General features: G+C 48.8%; 18 protein-coding genes. 9 read left to right on the top strand and 9 right to left on the bottom strand.

The genetic code is table 11. The annotated features are described in order from the left end of the window. Positions 1-8: 8 nt before the first annotated feature. Positions 9-479 (bottom strand): SRPBCC family protein, encoded by a 471-nt coding sequence (locus SB752_RS27700; RefSeq protein ID WP_410718686.1) that lies wholly within the window; start codon positions 477-479, stop codon positions 9-11. Between the two features lie 203 nt (positions 480-682). On the opposite strand from SB752_RS27700, the gene SB752_RS27695 reads away from it, so the two are divergent. Both SB752_RS27695 and SB752_RS27690 read left to right on the top strand, forming a co-directional pair. After that, complete coding sequence (locus SB752_RS27695; protein ID WP_410718685.1) at positions 683-1,564, top strand: YitT family protein; 882 nt, start codon at positions 683-685, stop codon at positions 1,562-1,564. A gap of 105 nt (positions 1,565-1,669) precedes the next feature. Beyond that, entirely contained in the window at positions 1,670-2,164 is a 495-nt protein-coding gene (locus SB752_RS27690; RefSeq protein ID WP_410718684.1) for a GNAT family N-acetyltransferase, read from the top strand. A 33-nt stretch (positions 2,165-2,197) separates the two neighbouring features. Here the strand turns inward: SB752_RS27690 and SB752_RS27685 are convergent, their stop codons facing one another. Then, positions 2,198-3,949: a HAMP domain-containing sensor histidine kinase gene (locus tag SB752_RS27685; protein WP_410718683.1), complete on the bottom strand. Its 1,752-nt coding sequence runs from the start codon at positions 3,947-3,949 to the stop codon at positions 2,198-2,200. Then, a complete protein-coding gene (locus tag SB752_RS27680) occupies positions 3,946-4,698 on the bottom strand; it encodes a response regulator transcription factor (protein WP_410718748.1) in 753 nt (250 codons plus the stop codon). The genes SB752_RS27685 and SB752_RS27680 overlap by 4 nt, the downstream gene beginning before the upstream one ends. Positions 4,699-4,848: 150 nt before the next feature. Between SB752_RS27680 and SB752_RS27675 the strand changes: the two genes are divergently transcribed. Genes SB752_RS27675 through SB752_RS27665 form a run of 3 tightly spaced genes read left to right on the top strand, consistent with a single transcriptional unit; the run spans position 4,849 to position 6,606 of the window. Continuing rightward, on the top strand, positions 4,849-5,532 hold the full coding sequence (locus SB752_RS27675; RefSeq protein WP_410718747.1) for an ABC transporter permease: 684 nt from the start codon (positions 4,849-4,851) through the stop codon (positions 5,530-5,532). Further along, positions 5,532-6,449, top strand: coding sequence for an ABC transporter ATP-binding protein (locus tag SB752_RS27670; protein WP_410718682.1), 918 nt, complete (start codon positions 5,532-5,534; stop codon positions 6,447-6,449). The genes SB752_RS27675 and SB752_RS27670 overlap by 1 nt, the downstream gene beginning before the upstream one ends. Then, positions 6,442-6,606, top strand: a complete 165-nt coding sequence (locus SB752_RS27665) for a hypothetical protein (RefSeq protein ID WP_410718681.1) — start codon at positions 6,442-6,444, stop codon at positions 6,604-6,606. Before SB752_RS27670 ends, SB752_RS27665 begins: the two co-directional genes overlap by 8 nt. 59 nt (positions 6,607-6,665) lie before the next feature. Here the strand turns inward: SB752_RS27665 and SB752_RS27660 are convergent, their stop codons facing one another. Beyond that, entirely contained in the window at positions 6,666-7,370 is a 705-nt protein-coding gene (locus SB752_RS27660) for an HAD family hydrolase (protein ID WP_410718680.1), read from the bottom strand. Between the two features lie 258 nt (positions 7,371-7,628). On the opposite strand from SB752_RS27660, the gene SB752_RS27655 reads away from it, so the two are divergent. After that, positions 7,629-8,009, top strand: coding sequence for a hypothetical protein (locus tag SB752_RS27655; RefSeq protein WP_410718679.1), 381 nt, complete (start codon positions 7,629-7,631; stop codon positions 8,007-8,009). On the opposite strand, the gene SB752_RS27650 is transcribed toward SB752_RS27655, so the two are convergent. Then, the gene (locus SB752_RS27650) at positions 8,006-8,434 is read right to left on the bottom strand and encodes an acyl-CoA thioesterase (protein ID WP_410718678.1); all 429 of its coding nucleotides are present in this window, start codon (positions 8,432-8,434) and stop codon (positions 8,006-8,008) included. The two genes, SB752_RS27655 and SB752_RS27650, sit on opposite strands and share 4 nt — an antisense overlap. Before the next feature lie 156 nt (positions 8,435-8,590). Between SB752_RS27650 and SB752_RS27645 the strand changes: the two genes are divergently transcribed. The 3 genes from SB752_RS27645 (at position 8,591) to SB752_RS27635 (ending at position 10,637) form a co-directional block, all read left to right on the top strand. Beyond that, a complete protein-coding gene (locus tag SB752_RS27645) occupies positions 8,591-9,046 on the top strand; it encodes a DinB family protein (protein WP_410718677.1) in 456 nt (151 codons plus the stop codon). Next, positions 9,043-9,564, top strand: coding sequence for a GNAT family N-acetyltransferase (locus tag SB752_RS27640; RefSeq protein ID WP_410718676.1), 522 nt, complete (start codon positions 9,043-9,045; stop codon positions 9,562-9,564). The genes SB752_RS27645 and SB752_RS27640 overlap by 4 nt, the downstream gene beginning before the upstream one ends. Positions 9,565-9,707: 143 nt before the next feature. Further along, on the top strand, positions 9,708-10,637 hold the full coding sequence (locus tag SB752_RS27635) for a DMT family transporter (RefSeq protein WP_410718675.1): 930 nt from the start codon (positions 9,708-9,710) through the stop codon (positions 10,635-10,637). 106 nt (positions 10,638-10,743) lie between these two features. On the opposite strand, the gene SB752_RS27630 is transcribed toward SB752_RS27635, so the two are convergent. The 4 genes from SB752_RS27630 to SB752_RS27615 all read right to left on the bottom strand — a co-directional run bounded on the left by SB752_RS27630 (position 10,744) and on the right by SB752_RS27615 (position 14,797). Beyond that, a complete protein-coding gene (locus tag SB752_RS27630) occupies positions 10,744-11,769 on the bottom strand; it encodes a S66 family peptidase (protein WP_410718674.1) in 1,026 nt (341 codons plus the stop codon). Between the two features lie 339 nt (positions 11,770-12,108). Beyond that, entirely contained in the window at positions 12,109-12,498 is a 390-nt protein-coding gene (locus SB752_RS27625) for a hypothetical protein (protein ID WP_410718673.1), read from the bottom strand. 158 nt (positions 12,499-12,656) lie between these two features. Further along, positions 12,657-14,102, bottom strand: coding sequence for a sensor histidine kinase (locus SB752_RS27620; RefSeq protein ID WP_410718672.1), 1,446 nt, complete (start codon positions 14,100-14,102; stop codon positions 12,657-12,659). Continuing rightward, the gene (locus SB752_RS27615) at positions 14,102-14,797 is read right to left on the bottom strand and encodes a response regulator transcription factor (protein ID WP_410718671.1); all 696 of its coding nucleotides are present in this window, start codon (positions 14,795-14,797) and stop codon (positions 14,102-14,104) included. The genes SB752_RS27620 and SB752_RS27615 overlap by 1 nt, the downstream gene beginning before the upstream one ends. Between the last annotated feature and the right edge of the window lie 173 nt (positions 14,798-14,970).

The raw sequence follows: 14,970 nt of genomic DNA, 5'->3' as shown, positions 1-14,970 counted from the left end.
ACCTCTCCCTAGCTCGGGACGCAGCACAAATCGCCTTTTCCTGTTTCCAGCGCAGACTTCAGACTTGCCAGAACTTGAGACCAGGCCATTTGATGCCAAGCACGAGCCTTGCCCCACTCCTCTGATTCCTTCCAGCCAAAATGCTCAATCACCACTTTTGTTTTCCCCGCCTGCTCCGACAATGTGACGAGGACATATGTCAAGGCATTGTCCTGATTCATCAGACTTGCAAAATCGTCCGGGCCCTTCCATGTAAAGCCCAATCTCTCCTTTGGTTCAAAGAGTGTCAGGAAGCATCCCTTGGTTCCCATTTGCTCCCGATTACTAGGATCAAAGAACAATTCATACGCCCCACCCAAACGCGGCTCAATATTCGCGTCAGGAGCAAACCACAGAATCACTCGATCTGTTTGCGTAAAGGCCAACCATACGAGTTCCAGAGGAGACCCTATCTCCGTCTCTACCTGCAAGGCACTCATCGTCATTTTCCCCCTCATCATTTTCCTAACAGTTTGAAAATAACAATGAAAGTATCGGCAGTCAATAGCTTATTCCAGCAATGATTCTCATGAAATCAGATGCGAATGTAGTATTTTTTCTGGTAAAGCACATTAGCGCCGTTGTCAAGCAAAAATGAATGTTATAATAGAATGGAATAAAATCCAAATTGGGGAGAGGAACGATGGAACAAACAGTCGCAAAATCAGCTCACCAAAAATTACCGATTGGAAAACTGCTCAAGAGGATCCTCTTCATCCTGATTGGTGCCTCTCTCGTCTCCGTTGCTCTGGAAATCTTTCTGGTTCCAAACAACATCATTGACGGCGGAATCGTAGGTGTCTCCATTATCGCCTCGCACCTGACAGGAATGAAGCTTGGTATCTTCCTGTTCCTCTTGAACTTACCCTTCCTCTTAATCGGGTACAAGCAAATCGGTAAAACATTTGCTATCTCAACCCTGTTTGGGGTAACCGTCATGTCGATCGGAACATCACTCCTCCATCCCGTTCCTGGTTTAACAGGTGACCCTCTACTCGCCGCTGTTTTCGGTGGAATTATTTTAGGTATTGGTGTTGGACTTGTCCTGCGCTATGGAGGTTCACTGGACGGTACCGAAATTATCGCTGTCTTGTTCAATAAGAAGTCTCCGTTCTCCGTTGGTGAGATCGTGATGTTTATCAATCTATTCATTTTGAGCAGCGCCGGATTTGTATTCGGTTGGGACCGCGCGATGTACTCGCTGATTGCCTATTACATTGCTTTCAAAATGATCGATCTGACCATCGAAGGCTTCCAGGAATCAAAATCGGTCTGGATTATTAGCGACAATCACAAAGAGCTAGGTGACGCAATCGTTGCTCGTCTCGGACGCGGCGTGACTTATCTGAAAGGTGAGGGCGGCTATACAGGCGACGATAAAAAAGTCATTTTTTGCATTATCACCCGTCTGGAGGAAGCCAAGCTCAAGCTGATTGTGGAAGAGGTAGACCCGACTTCCTTTTTAGCCGTAGGAAATATTCATGATGTGCGTGGCGGACAATTTAAAAAGAACGCAATTCATTAACAAGCGTGACAATAAAAAAGTGCCGCCGATTTTTGGTGGTATTTTTTTCCGTCAAATGGAACAATCGTGTACCATAGATGTATCCACTAGCAAGGAGGCTTTCCTTTGTCTATCCCTTTTTCACTAGTAAACGTTCCTGCCTGTGAGAAGGATGCTCTCAGGCGACTGTTGGAGCTGTATATCTATGACTTCAGCGAGTTTTTGCCGATCGATGTCAATGAGGACGGGTATTATGGCTATGAGTATTTAGACGAGTATTGGAGTGATCCAGTCCGGCACCCTTATTTTATAAAGGTTGAGGGTAAGCTGGCGGGGTTTGTGCTGGTTCGAAGCTTTCCTGACTCGAACGATGAGCCCGTTTTTACGATAGCCGAATTTTTTATCATGAAGCGCTACAGAAGACATGGAATAGGAAAAGCTGTCGCCCATGAGATCTTCCGAGTATTTCCCGGAAAATGGGAGGTCTTTCAGATTAGCAGCAACCTGCCTGCTCAAGCCTTTTGGCGGAAGACGATTGCAGAATACACCCAAAATGACTTCTCAGAACACGAGGAAGAAGGCAAGGTGTATCAAACATTTGTATCTATTACGAGCGCCTGATCACGCTGACTAGAGACAGGGACCATCCAGTCTCTAGTCTTTTCTTTTTGCCAGGGGAAAAGTCATCGTGACCGTCGTCTTGCTTCCCGGCTTGCTCTCTACTGCAATTTCACCATCATGTGCCAATACAAGCTGCTTGGCTATGGCCATTCCCAAGCCCGTCCCACTGACATCCTCTTCTGTATGTCCCCCCCGATAATACCGCTCAAATAAATTGTCCTGCGTCTGCTCATCCATCCCTGGCCCATTATCGCTGATTACTACAGCAAAACCAGAAGAAGTCTCCAAAGCACGTACAGACACGAGCACCCGTGTGCCTGCGGGAGTGTGCTTGATGGCATTGGCCAAAATGTTGACGACGATACGTCGAAAATAGGTCGGCTCCACCTCTGCACGAAGTGAGGGGACAAACGCTCGAAACTCGATCAGGTGCTCATCTGCACTCGGGTCATTCACCATGTCTACAGTGATCCTCCTGATGGTCTCGACCACCTCAATCGATTCCTTTACGAGCGGCAGCGCATTATTTTTCAATCGATACGTCAGATTCAAGTCTTCAATCAACCCATTCATATAATCTGCTTTTTCGCGTATGGTCCTACCGTATTGCCCTATCTCACCCTCGGCCCATTCGTATGCCTCCGTCTCCAAAATCGCGGCATATCCAAAAATGGAACTAAGCGGCGTCTTCAAATCGTGCGAGAGCCCAGATATCCATTCTTCCCGCGTACGTTCCATGTCCTTTTGCCGTTGTTCATTCATCCGCAGCGTCTCACTTAAATGTCCGAGAGCATCGAACATATCTTTATACACAGCAAATGACCGCTTCCATTTCCCTTTTCGCGTCATCCCCACCCTGCGACCTTTTCTTGTGGGAGGCTCTACGTACTGACCTTTTGCCAGACGCTCAATCCAGCTAACCATATGCAATAGCGGTTTTCCTACGCGCAGCGCATACCAGCTGCCGACAACGACAACACATAAAATCATGATTACAACGAGCTGCCGCAGCCCATCCTCTAGCATATTATCGACGGAATCACCCGCTACCCCTGGCTGGTATCCCGGATTATGTGTCCCGACCACGTATGTCCACCCGCTTTGTTGGTCATAACGGCTAATGATGTTATGTGGCGTGTTTTGTTGTCCCTGCCCTGTTTGCAATACCTCCATCAGGTCAAGTCTTGGAGCCGCTTTTGCATAATTCCATTGCCTGAACAGCCGTCCGTCACGGTCATAGATCACATACCAGGCGTTTTCCCGGGAAAAGCTTTGCTGCAACAGTTCTGTATCCTGCTTGCCTCCCGCTGCCTGTGACGAAGCGAGTAATAGTCGCATCAGTTCAAATTCTGGTGCAGGGGTGGCGTACAGAACGATCCATTTTTTGTCGGCAAACGTAACAACCCAGTGTGTAAAGTGATACGGGGCAGCCTGATCGGTCTGTACCAATGCAATCCACTCCCCCGGTGTGTAGCTCGTAGGGATATCGGCAGGTGATCGAAACGCGTAAACAACTTTACCTTGTTCATCCACGATTTGCATCCAGCCATGATGGTTTTCGACGCTCTTTTCTACCTTTTTATCTACTCGGATGACATCACCCTCAACATGCAGCTGCATCGCCAGATCAGAGGCACTCAGGCGGGATGGATCAGCAGCAATCTCCTCGTTTGTCACTCGCACGCCAAAAACCACCAACGAAATACTGAGACAAACAAAAAGCACGACTACAAACCCGAAAAACTGACGCACATACTGACTGATCAGCTTTTTCCGCAGACTCATGATGATTTCCCAGCAGTCACCAGCTTATATCCCAGGCCCCGGATCGTCACAAGATGTTTTGGCTGGCTCGGATTTTCCTCGATGCGCTGACGCAGCTTATGGACGTGCACCATGACCGTATTTTCATCAAACAAGCCGTACTCATCCTTCCAGACGTGATCGTATATTTGTTCCTTGGTAAAGACCCGGTTCGGATTTTGGCAGAAAAACACGAGCAGTTGAAAAACCTGTGCCGGACAGTCCACCTGCTTCCCCTCTACAAGCAGCTCGGCCGCATCCACATTGACCGTGAACCGGTCGAAAACGAAGCGCTTTTCTTCCTGCACCGCAGTAGCAGGAGCTGTAGCACCGAATGTACGGCGCAAATGAGCCTTCACGCGTGCCACGACTTCTAACGGGTGAAAGGGCTTGGTGATGTAATCGTCGGCTCCATATGCAAAGCCGCTAAGCTTGTCAAAATCAGTTCCTTTGGCGGAGAGGAAAAAAATCGGCGCTTGTGTCCGCTGACGCACCGCAGCACATAACTCAAAACCACTTTTATCTGGCAGCATAACATCCAGAATCAACAGATCATACGTCCTCTCTTCAATAAAACGCAGTGCCTGATTTGCTCGCGTACAGGTATCTATGTTCGAAAAGCCTTCCTTGGTCAGGACAGTCTTCACCATATGCAAAATCGCTTCTTCGTCATCAACAAGCAATATTCTCGCTTTTGTTTCCACAACCGTCCCCTCCTTATGTTCATCCATCATATCATGTGCAGGCTTCAGACATGAAAACGTTAAGGTAATGGTAAGGTAGTGTTTCGGCCTAGGAAAGGAAGACCTTTTACAATGAAAGAGGTTGTTCAAAAAGTCGTCTTTTGATCACGAAGGAGTAGAAAGGAAGTGAATAAACCGATGTGGGCTATTTGCCAACACGAATTTATAAGATTGTTCAAGAGTATTAAATCTTTGATTACGGTCGCCTTTATTGTCGGCATCTCGTACCTGGTCTCTGATCTGATCAATCAGGCAGCAAGCTTTTTCCCGGCGCAAGAGCTGGCAAAAGGACATGCGCTTGGCATCCTTGTTCTAATCATGCTGCTCGGACCTTTGTTTGTTTTCAGCCTGTCCCATGACGTCATCAACCGAGAGCTGGCAGGTAGAACGATTCGCTTTCTCGTTACACGAACCTCCCGAAACAAAATCATTTTTGGCAAGTTTCTCGGAGTCGTTCTCTTCTGGCTTGTTTGCCTGGTGATTACGTTTGGCGTAGTCTTGGCTACTGTCCATACATTCGATGCCAAAACCTTTTGGCAGTGCTTGACCATTCTTGTGTACTGTATTACCCTGGCGCTTCTGCTCTCACTGGCGGTTCCTCGCCCCAGCTATACGATGTTTCTCGGAATCGTACTGGCGATAGTGCTCCCCGGACTAGGATTTTGGAGCGCTCTTTCTGACCATCCCGCAGCGCAATGGACCGCTTATTTGACACCGTACACCTTTATTCAAAAAGGTGGGGCGTGGACTGGCTTTATCTGGCTGTATGCCGCTGTATTTTTGTCCGCTTCCATCTACTTGTTTCGACGGAGGGATTGTTAATGCAGGTAATTGAGACTGTCCAACTAAGCAAGCGCTTCGGGAATCGGACTGTAGTAAATAGCGTCAGCCTGGAAGTGCAGAGCGGTGAAATCTTTGGCTTTCTAGGACGCAACGGTGCAGGTAAATCGACATTCATCAATATGCTCACGGGTATCATTCGCCCAACCTCGGGCTCCATCCGTATGTTCGATAGCAATACCACTTCAGAGGAATGGAAGCGCAGAATCGGCGTACTGCCTGATTACTCCACGTTTTATGATTCACTGACTGCCGCGGCTCACCTGCATTACTTTGCACGTGTCAAAGGTGTCCAGCTGACCCAGCAGGAATGCAACCGCCTACTCGCTGCCGTGGAGCTTGAAGAGCATGCGGCGCGCAAGGCCAAGACGTTTTCTTTTGGGATGAAAAAGAAGCTGGGGATCGCCCAGGCCCTCGTAGGAGATCCGGAGCTATTGTTTCTCGATGAGCCTACTTCAGGGGTCGATGTCGAGTCGGCCTTGCATATTCAAGAGCTGCTCAGAAGCCTGCATAAGCAGGGCAAGACGATCTTCATGACCTCTCACAACTTGAATGAGGTAGAAAAAATTTGTACGCGCATCGCGATTATGAAAAACGGAAAAATCGGGTCGCTCGGGAGTTTGGACGAATTACAATCCGCACATCAGAAATGGCGACATGTATCGGTCCGCCACTCTGCCTTTTCTGCCCATGAGCAGGCAACCCTACGTGCATTTGTGGAAGCTTTGGGGCGCAGCTGTGTGTGGGGGGACGGGCGTTTTTCGTTACAGGTCGATGAGGAACAAAAAGTAGCTGCCTTGATCCGGGCGCTCGTACAGGCCCGCGTAGACATTTATGGAGTCCATGTCGAGGAGCCTTCTCTGGAGAAGATTTTCCTGGAGGAGGAGAACCATGATTAATCTATACTTCGCTCTCGTCCTGACGATTTTGTTGCTGTACCGAATCTATCGGGGAGACGATGTATCCAACATGTCCATGTCGATCATGATTGGTCTAATTGTACTGAACATCGTCATTTCCGCAAAAAAATGGCGTCAAAAACAGAAAAGGGCATAAACAAAAAAGCAGCTGTTTGAGCTCCGATCGATTCGGGTTACAAAGAGCTGCTTCTTGCGCTATACCAGTGATAAAAGCTGATCGAGGCGTTCGATGACGGCCAAAGGATTATGCGCCGATTTTGGTTCTTTTCCCCGCACGTTAATCCAGACCGCTGAAAAGCCTGCGTCAATCGGGCCAGCAACATCTGCGTCCCACGTATCGCCTACGAACAGCACCTGCTCACGCTGTACACCCAACTGCTCCACCGCAGCTGTGTAGATCCGTGGATCAGGCTTGTGGTAACCAATCAATTCGGAAATAAAGACCCGCTCCTGTGGAAAATAGCCGGACAGCCCCAACCGTTCCAGCTTGGTAAACGCCATATCTTCCGGACCATTCGTCACGATTCCGAGCGTATGCTGCTCAGCCAGCTTTGCGATTGTGACTTGCACCGTCTGATCAGGCTGGACTGCATTCATACAGGCATCCGCATAGGCACGCTGAAAATCATCGACTTGCTCTACCTCAATTTGTCTGTCAAAGTCAGCCAGCGCGCGCTGCAAACGAAGCTGACGGTACTGCGTAAAGTCGTAGCGCTGGGCAATGACATCGACCCATAGCTCGTCCCCATGACGTCGCAGCGCTTCCAGCATCTCTTTTCCATCCAGTTCAGCAGTGAGCGGGTGGGTCGCTATGGTTTGCTGCATCCCTAACTCCCAGCACGCCGAGAAATCAAACAAGGTATCGTCCAAATCAAACAGGATTGTAGTGAAAGCAGCCATTTTTCGCGGTCACCCCCTTTTCTTAACGTATAGGAAATTATAAGCGTGAAGCTTATGAATTCCGGAGCGCATGGCAAGGTACCTCCGCGTTCGCTCCCGGCATTACTTCGGTGAAACTTTCCGCTAAACGCGGTCGCTCCTCCTTGAGAAGGCCTCGATAGAGGTTTTCTTACGACTTTCCTGCAAGTTATTCCTGCATGTGGCTCTTTCTTTTGCTATGATCATTGTAACGGAAAACGAAGAAAAGGGGGGCGCAATATGACTATGGAAAAGCTTGATCTTATATTGGAAGGCATGAATGAGCTGCGTCAGGTAACCCGTGCCATTCTGGATCGGCTGGACGAAAATGACGCAAAGCTAGAAGCATTGACCATGGAGGTACATGTACTAAAAGGCGATGTTGCTTTGTTACAACAAGATGTCGCTCAACTTAAAGTAGATGTTGCCGAATTAAAACAAGACGTTGCTCAGCTTAAAGTAGATGTTGCTGAATTAAAACAAGATGTCACTCAGCTTAAAGTAGACGTCGCTGAATTAAAAGATGGCCAGAACCGTCATGAACGAGTTTTGGAGACACTAGCACTGCGTGCACTGGAATGGAATGCATATCGTCTTGACCAGTCTCGTAGGACTGTTTAATCGGGGCTGCCAGTTCCCGTTTGTGCAAGTTCAGCATGCAAAGCCTCTGCTAGTTCTACTGGCAAGGTAGTGGAGCGGCGTGTATTCGCATCGATCATCACCATCGTTACATCCCCATCTGCCACCAGCTGCTCCCTTTCGTTAAACAGCTCATGCCGGATGACAAAGCTTTTTTCACCCACCTTGACCACAGTCGTAATGGCGTGCACCTCTTCGCACATTTGCAGCTCCTTTCGATAGTTGATGTTAATATTGACGACCACTGGCATGATCTGCCGGCGCTTTAATTCGTCCAGTGTAAAGCCCTGCTGCCAGATCCAGTCAAATCTCGCCCACTCCATATACTCCAAATACTTTGCATTGTTCACATGCCCAATGACGTCAATATCTGTAGACCTGACGGTAAAATCAAAACGATGTGCCATTTTTCTCACTCCCTTTTTCTTTAGTATAACGAATGTAAGTAAGTGAGTGAATATTCATTCAAAATATTCCGAATGATTCGCCTGTTCATTCTCTGCATTTCTCCTATAATAAAGGTATACGCTGTTATCGTATAGTGGCACGGAAAGGATGATTCCATGTTTGAACAAACCCTGCTCCCCTCACTCCAAACAGCCCGCTCCCGCTACATGGACGTATTGGAAAACCTTGAAGCGGAGCAGCTTTCGTGGAAATTGGCACCTGGCTCTAATTCAGTTGGATTTTTGATTCATCATATTGCCGAAGTAGAGTATCGCTTTTGCTCCATGTTTTTTCAGCAGCCTCTCCCGCCAGAAATCACGCTGGCAACTATTGGACCTGTAAAAGACGAGGGTACCTATACGGATTTGGCAGCTCTGCATGCGATACGCGAAGCATCCTACGCTCATCTAATCAAATCCCTCCGCTCCTTGCCCGAAGAGGCATGGGACGTTCCCTGCGAGTCTCCAATCGCCACGCTGACGCCGAGACAAGCATTGGGTCGTCTCATCTATCATCTTGGCTATCACGGAGGACAGATTGGTCTGATCCGTAAATACGGGGGCAAGCAATGAGTCTTCAGCTATCGGGAGAACGGCTTATTTTACGTGAGCTGAAGCAGAGCGATCTCCCCTTTGCCTTGGATGTATACAACAGCAATCCCGGCTACAATCTGCTCAGAAATGACGTGAGCAGCGTAACACTTGAAGAAATAAAAGCCGAATATGACTTCGCGCTCTCTATTCCTACTGGATACTGGCTTGCTCTATGCTTTGAGGATAAGCTGATCGGAATCATGCACCTGATTGTCTCAAATCCTGCTGATCAAAAGAGCTGGATCAGTATGCTGCTGCTCCATGCCGACTACCAGCAGAAAGGCTTTGGCAAAGAAGCTGTATACTTGGTAGAACAGCATTGTATAGAAGCAGGCAGCCGCAACATCCACCACGGAGTTATCGCGCATAACGAACAGGCCCTGCTCTTTTGGGGACGGCTCGGCTACGAACAGTATCGACAGGTTCAGGCTCCCGTCGGTCGTTTGACACAGCCTGTGCTTTTGGTAGCCAAATGGCTGGAGCACAGCGCTCAATAAGGAGGTGAAATGGATGGCACGCCTGCTATTTGAATGTGATGTACCTGGTCTTCTCTCCTAAATATTCGAGGGAAGATGCTGCATCCGTCCCTCGACTGCGGAACGAAGGTTGTTTTCAACTATTCCGAGAGGGGCATTTGGTCATGAACCATTCACACTGGAAAAAACAACTGTTTGGTGCACTCTGCCTGACGCTGGCAGCCGCCATCTGGGGCGGGGTCTACGTAGTAAGCAAGGTCGTTTTGGAGGTTATCCCTCCCTTTACGCTATTAATCTTGCGGTTTGGTATTGCGCTGCTCGTATTGGGAGCGTTTGTCGTAGCACGCAAGGAATACATCGCGAAAAAGGATTTTCCCATGCTGATGGGGATTGCGTTTGTCGGGGTAACGATCTCCATTGCTGCTCAGTTTGTCGGTACCAAGCTTTCGACTGCACACATGGGAGCCTTGATTACCGCTGCCTCTCCCGCCTTCATCGCGCTATTTGCGGTCTGGCTGCTTAAAGAGCGTCTTAACTGGAAGCAGCTCGTCGGGATCTTGCTTGCAACTGGCGGGGTTGTTATCGTCATCGGAGTACCCGATGGGGCAGATGCGCAATCTTCATTTACCGGCAATCTGATCCTGTTGATAGCGGCTGTTAGCTGGGGTCTATACACGGTACTGAGCAAAAAAGCGACGCAGCATTATTCCTCCTTGGCTGTCACCACCTATGTCGCCTTGTTTGGTCTCCTCTTTACAAGTCCCATCATGGTTTGGGAGCTGTCAGTCACGCCTGTCTCCTGGCAATTTGGAATGGATATTTGGGCCGGGGTTCTGTACATCGGGATCATTTCTACTGCGGGAGCCTTTTACCTTTGGAACAAAGGCTTTGAGCTGATGCAGGCTGGAAGCGGTGCAGGATTTTTCTTTGTCCAACCGATTGTCGGCGCCTTTTTGGGCTGGCTTCTACTCCATGAACATCTCGGCGTTGGTTTCTTCGCAGGTGCTGTTTTTATCTTTCTGGGTGTCGCTTTGTCTAACCTGCAAAAATCAAATTCCTCCAACGTAGATGTACAAGAATCTCAAAAAATGTAACGAGTCCACAGGCAGGCACCAAACGTTCGGCATAATCACGAAGCCTGTATCGAGAAAAGGACAGCATTTGCGCTGTCCTTTTTCCTGCACTTTCACAGTGTCTTTCCTAGGGTTTAAAATGCTGAGTGATTACTCCCTTGCCTGCTTCTACTTCTATCTGCGCGTAGGCCCCGTTAACCAAGGTCAACTGCGGTGGTACATGTCCACAATCGATATCGTAAACAATCGGGACCTGCAGCTCGCTGAAAAGCTCTTGATACACTTCCTCGGCAGTGTATCCGTCGACTGGCATATTGGCAGGACTTCGCCCAAACAAGATGCCAGAGCAATTCAAAAACCATCCCGCCAGTTTCATTTGTACCAAGGAGCGGCGTAAATCTGCTGTACTCAGTTCGCAGTTTTCCAAGTACCATACGATCGGTTCACTCTGGATAAAATTCTCCTGAAAATGGCGCACGTCCCCATACGGCGTACCGATGATATGCCGGATGACATCGATACAACCACCGAGTAAGCGTCCCTCTATTTTTACTGGGGCGTTTGCTGCCGCAGTAATCGTTTTCCACTCTGTCTGCTCCGTCAAATGAAAGACACAGGGCGTCGGATTATCATGCTGCCATTTCTTTTGATACAACTCGGATGAGTGCTGAACGATATAGGAGCCTACCTCGGTAGACAACACCTTTTCCCACATGGCTGTCGTAGCATCCGAAAATTCTCCGCGCAGGTCTATGAGATTGGTTCCATGAGCAGTCGCTATCCCCCGCTGCAACGTAACTACGAGCAACAAAAGACTTGTGTCTGAGTAGCCGAGAACCCACTTGTTCCCGAGCTTTGCAAAATCGATATGCTCCAGCAGCTCGATTAACAGCTCTCCACCCCACGGCGGGAATACCAACGAAATGCGCTCATCACTCATCATATCCTGAAGCTCTTTTGCCCGTATTCGTGCTGGAGCCGACTTTGCTTTTTCCTGCGTCCATGCCGTTTCTCCGCACGTAACAGTATAGCCTCGTTCCTCCATCCGACTGCTGGCCAGCTTTAGCAGATCATGCAAGCCCTCATTCACTCCCGAAGATGGAGCGGTTACTCCGATCGTTGCTCCCTTTTCAAAAAACGGATATGTAATCATCTTCGACCCTCCCGGCTTTTCACACATTTGTTCCATTGTCCTGTCAGGATACACGCGTAAATTACCAATCATCATATCAATTGTGCCTGAGAAAACACCAGTCTTTCTTTAAGCGAGCATGGCGTCGCAAGCCTTTAGCGAAATGAATATCTTTCCCAAGAGCAAAAAAAAGCTGATATCCACAAGGGACATCAGCAATAGAGATGACGGACTTTCTGCGTTTCCATAAAGCAGGGACAAAACAAAGCGGGCGACATTAAGCCGCCCTATATATTAACCGGGAGGGAAGTAGAGGAGTTCATTACGAACAAACGCGTTACCTGTCGTTACAGTTGGTTCTTACTGCTTACTTGCATCAGTTGCTGCAGGTTGTTCAGTCGAACTGCTGTTTTCGGTCCCAGTAGTTCCAGCTGATCCTGTCGTAGAGCCTGCGTCAGACTTGCTGTCTGCGCTACCAGCTCCAGTAGATGCATCCGATGACGAGCCTGTGCTGTCAGAAGAACCTGCTGGTGCTTCAGCGTCAGCTTTGGAGTCATCCGTAGATTGGTCTTGGGTGGCTGAGCTGTCAGTCGATGTTCCACTGTCAGTAGAGGAGGTCCCCGGAGTGGTTGCGCTTCCTCCTTCTTGTTGTGTCGCTGGCTCAGGTGTGCCCGTTGTGCTCGAGCAGGCAACCAAGCTACCTGATAGGAGCAATGCGACAGCTGCAATGGATACCCATTTTTTATTCATGTTCATTCCCCTTTCGTTCCTTGGCATCGTGACCTTCTCGCTGTCACATGTATATCGTAACGGCGAAAAGTAACCATTCTGTGTGGAAAGTGGGAAAAAACCATGATCAAACTATGAAAAAAGTATGACCATCACATCGTCAGGCTGACTCGGACACATCAGGTCGTTTGCCGAATCACTGCCTCTGTCGGCAGCCACACGGTAAACGTGCTTCCGTGCCCTGGCATGCTTTCTACACTCCATTTTCCATCGTGCAATTCCACCAGCTCTTTGACAATGGCAAGCCCCAGGCCTGTTCCCTTATTATTTTTGGAACGCCCGCGATCTACCTTGAAAAACCGCTCCCAAATCCGATTCAAATCATCTGCGGCAATGCCGATTCCGGTATCGACAACCCGAATTCGTACCCATTCGTCTTCCGTCTCAGCGATCAGCCGTATTTCCCCTCTTTCCGTAAACTTCACCGCATTTTTCACAAAGTTTTTCAGAATTTGGGCGATCCGATCTTTATCTGCGTAAATTCTCGGCAGCTCGTCTGCTACCTCAACAGCAATATGCAAGCCCTTTTCCTCTGCCTCTGCTCGAAACGAAAAAGCCACCTTGTTTATGACTTCCCCAACATCGACAGGGAACTTGGCGAGGTTTACTTCGTTATTCTCCAGCTTCATCAGATCCATCAGGTCATCGACCAGGCGATTGACCTGCATCGTCTCTGTGTACATCACGGCGTAGTATTTTTGCCGAGCCTCTTCCTCCTCCACGAGCCCATCCTGCAGTGCTTCGAGGAATCCTTGGATCGCCGTCAAAGGCGTACGCAGCTCATGGGACACATTGGCAAGAAAATCATTGCGCACCTGCTCCAGATGATATCGCTCCTGCTCCACCTTCTCCAGCTTTTCTGCCATCGTATTAATCGTTTGGGCCAAATCCCCGATCTCGTCTGAGGTATCGATCTTGACCCGTTCTACGTAGTTCCCTCTGCCGATCTCCGCTGCAGTCCGTTCAATCGTCCTAAGCGGCCTGGAGATCGACCAGGATAAATACGAAACCATCGCGGTCGATAGCACCACACCGAATAACGTTGCCCACAAAATCGATTCACGCATCTGTCCAAAGGTTCGCTCGATGCCTTCTATCGGAGCGTGTAAAATGATCCCGCCATACACCTTCTCCCCCTTGCCCCATGGGACAGAAACAGAGAGCATCGGGTCTTCCAAGCCTTCGATTTGCAGCTCGGTCACAGCACTCTTTCCTTTTAATACGCTGTCTGCAATGGAGACGGCTACTGCCTTGCCTGTAAATACTTCATCTTTCATCGAGGTTGCGACAATTTTTCCGTTCTCATTAAACAACCATATACGCGTGTCAAACGATTCATCGAGCATAGCGAGCTTGTCCAGCAGCTGCTTGTTGATCTCATTGCTGTCGTAGATGGCGGTATTCACCTTTTTGGCCAGACGGAGCAGCTCTTCTTGCTTCGTATTGTAAATGTACTCTTTGGCAAAAAAGGACAGCAAAATTCCCGAGATCCCCAGGCCTACCAATACTGTGGCGAGAAAACTAAACAGCAGGCGACGAAAGATGCTTTTAGACATCCCCAGCATCAGGTATCCACCCCAAATTTGTAGCCAATTCCCCAGACCGTATGAATACATTCATACGGAAGCTTGTCCAAACGCTGTCTGATTTTTTTGATATGCACGTCGATCGTGCGGACGTCGCCAAAATAATCAAAACCCCATACCTGTTCCAGCAATTGCTCCCGCGACAGGACACTGCCTGGAGACTTCGCTAGTTGAACAAGCAAATCAAATTCTTTGGGGCGAAAGCTTACTTTTTCCCCAGCAGCGATTACCTCGCGCTTGTCCATATCTATTGTCAGTTGCTCAAATACAAGCGGACGGAGCACTTCCTCCTCCACTTTTGCCTTTGGCTGCAAGCGACGCAGAATCGCCCGAATTCTTGCTACCAGCTCGCGCGGACTGAATGGCTTGGTTACATAATCATCCGCGCCCAGCTCCAAACCAAGCACGCGGTCAAACTCTTCATCCTTTGCTGTCAGCATAATAATCGGCGTATCCCATTTTTTGCGTATTTCGCGACATGCGTCAAAACCATCCATCTGAGGCATCATTACATCCAAAATCACTACATCCGGCAATTCCTTTTCCATCAGCCCGATAGCTTCTCGTCCATCTGTAGCGACAACAAGGTCGATCATTTGTTTTTCAAAATAGAGGCGAATGATTTCGCGCACGTTTGGATCGTCATCAGCTACCAGGACCTTTGTTTGGGCCACAGCTAATAACCTCCCTTCATGATGAAACGACAGCTTGCGAATCTATGTGCCGTCCCATACGCTAAACTTTTTCCTATGGTAACATAGATCGCCCAGCTTGTGGACGGATAGAAGTCCTATCCTGCTGGGACTAGATGGAAAAAGGCGTGCCTGAACCCTGTCCGAGTTCGCAC

It is taken from the genome of Brevibacillus sp. SIMBA_040, assembly GCF_046535075.1.
In the GTDB taxonomy this organism is placed as follows: domain Bacteria; phylum Bacillota; class Bacilli; order Brevibacillales; family Brevibacillaceae; genus Brevibacillus.
Note: the sequence above shows the minus strand (reverse complement) of the source record. Positions and strands in the feature narration are given on the sequence as shown.

What these genes read in the sequence shown, in the direction of transcription:
- SB752_RS27665 (WP_410718681.1), top strand. Translation starts at nt 6,442, where the DNA reads ATGATTAATCTATACTTCGCTCTCGTCCTGACGATTTTGTTGCTGTAC.
- SB752_RS27660 (WP_410718680.1), bottom strand. Translation starts at nt 7,370, where the DNA reads ATGGCTGCTTTCACTACAATCCTGTTTGATTTGGACGATACCTTGTTT.
- SB752_RS27645 (WP_410718677.1), top strand. Translation starts at nt 8,591, where the DNA reads ATGTTTGAACAAACCCTGCTCCCCTCACTCCAAACAGCCCGCTCCCGC.
- SB752_RS27625 (WP_410718673.1), bottom strand. Translation starts at nt 12,498, where the DNA reads ATGAATAAAAAATGGGTATCCATTGCAGCTGTCGCATTGCTCCTATCA.
- SB752_RS27670 (WP_410718682.1), top strand. Translation starts at nt 5,532, where the DNA reads ATGCAGGTAATTGAGACTGTCCAACTAAGCAAGCGCTTCGGGAATCGG.
- SB752_RS27640 (WP_410718676.1), top strand. Translation starts at nt 9,043, where the DNA reads ATGAGTCTTCAGCTATCGGGAGAACGGCTTATTTTACGTGAGCTGAAG.
- SB752_RS27620 (WP_410718672.1), bottom strand. Translation starts at nt 14,102, where the DNA reads ATGCTGGGGATGTCTAAAAGCATCTTTCGTCGCCTGCTGTTTAGTTTT.
- SB752_RS27675 (WP_410718747.1), top strand. Translation starts at nt 4,849, where the DNA reads ATGTGGGCTATTTGCCAACACGAATTTATAAGATTGTTCAAGAGTATT.
- SB752_RS27685 (WP_410718683.1), bottom strand. Translation starts at nt 3,949, where the DNA reads ATGAGTCTGCGGAAAAAGCTGATCAGTCAGTATGTGCGTCAGTTTTTC.
- SB752_RS27700 (WP_410718686.1), bottom strand. Translation starts at nt 479, where the DNA reads ATGAGTGCCTTGCAGGTAGAGACGGAGATAGGGTCTCCTCTGGAACTC.
- SB752_RS27635 (WP_410718675.1), top strand. Translation starts at nt 9,708, where the DNA reads ATGAACCATTCACACTGGAAAAAACAACTGTTTGGTGCACTCTGCCTG.
- SB752_RS27655 (WP_410718679.1), top strand. Translation starts at nt 7,629, where the DNA reads ATGACTATGGAAAAGCTTGATCTTATATTGGAAGGCATGAATGAGCTG.
- SB752_RS27680 (WP_410718748.1), bottom strand. Translation starts at nt 4,698, where the DNA reads ATGGATGAACATAAGGAGGGGACGGTTGTGGAAACAAAAGCGAGAATA.
- SB752_RS27630 (WP_410718674.1), bottom strand. Translation starts at nt 11,769, where the DNA reads ATGATTACATATCCGTTTTTTGAAAAGGGAGCAACGATCGGAGTAACC.
- SB752_RS27650 (WP_410718678.1), bottom strand. Translation starts at nt 8,434, where the DNA reads ATGGCACATCGTTTTGATTTTACCGTCAGGTCTACAGATATTGACGTC.
- SB752_RS27695 (WP_410718685.1), top strand. Translation starts at nt 683, where the DNA reads ATGGAACAAACAGTCGCAAAATCAGCTCACCAAAAATTACCGATTGGA.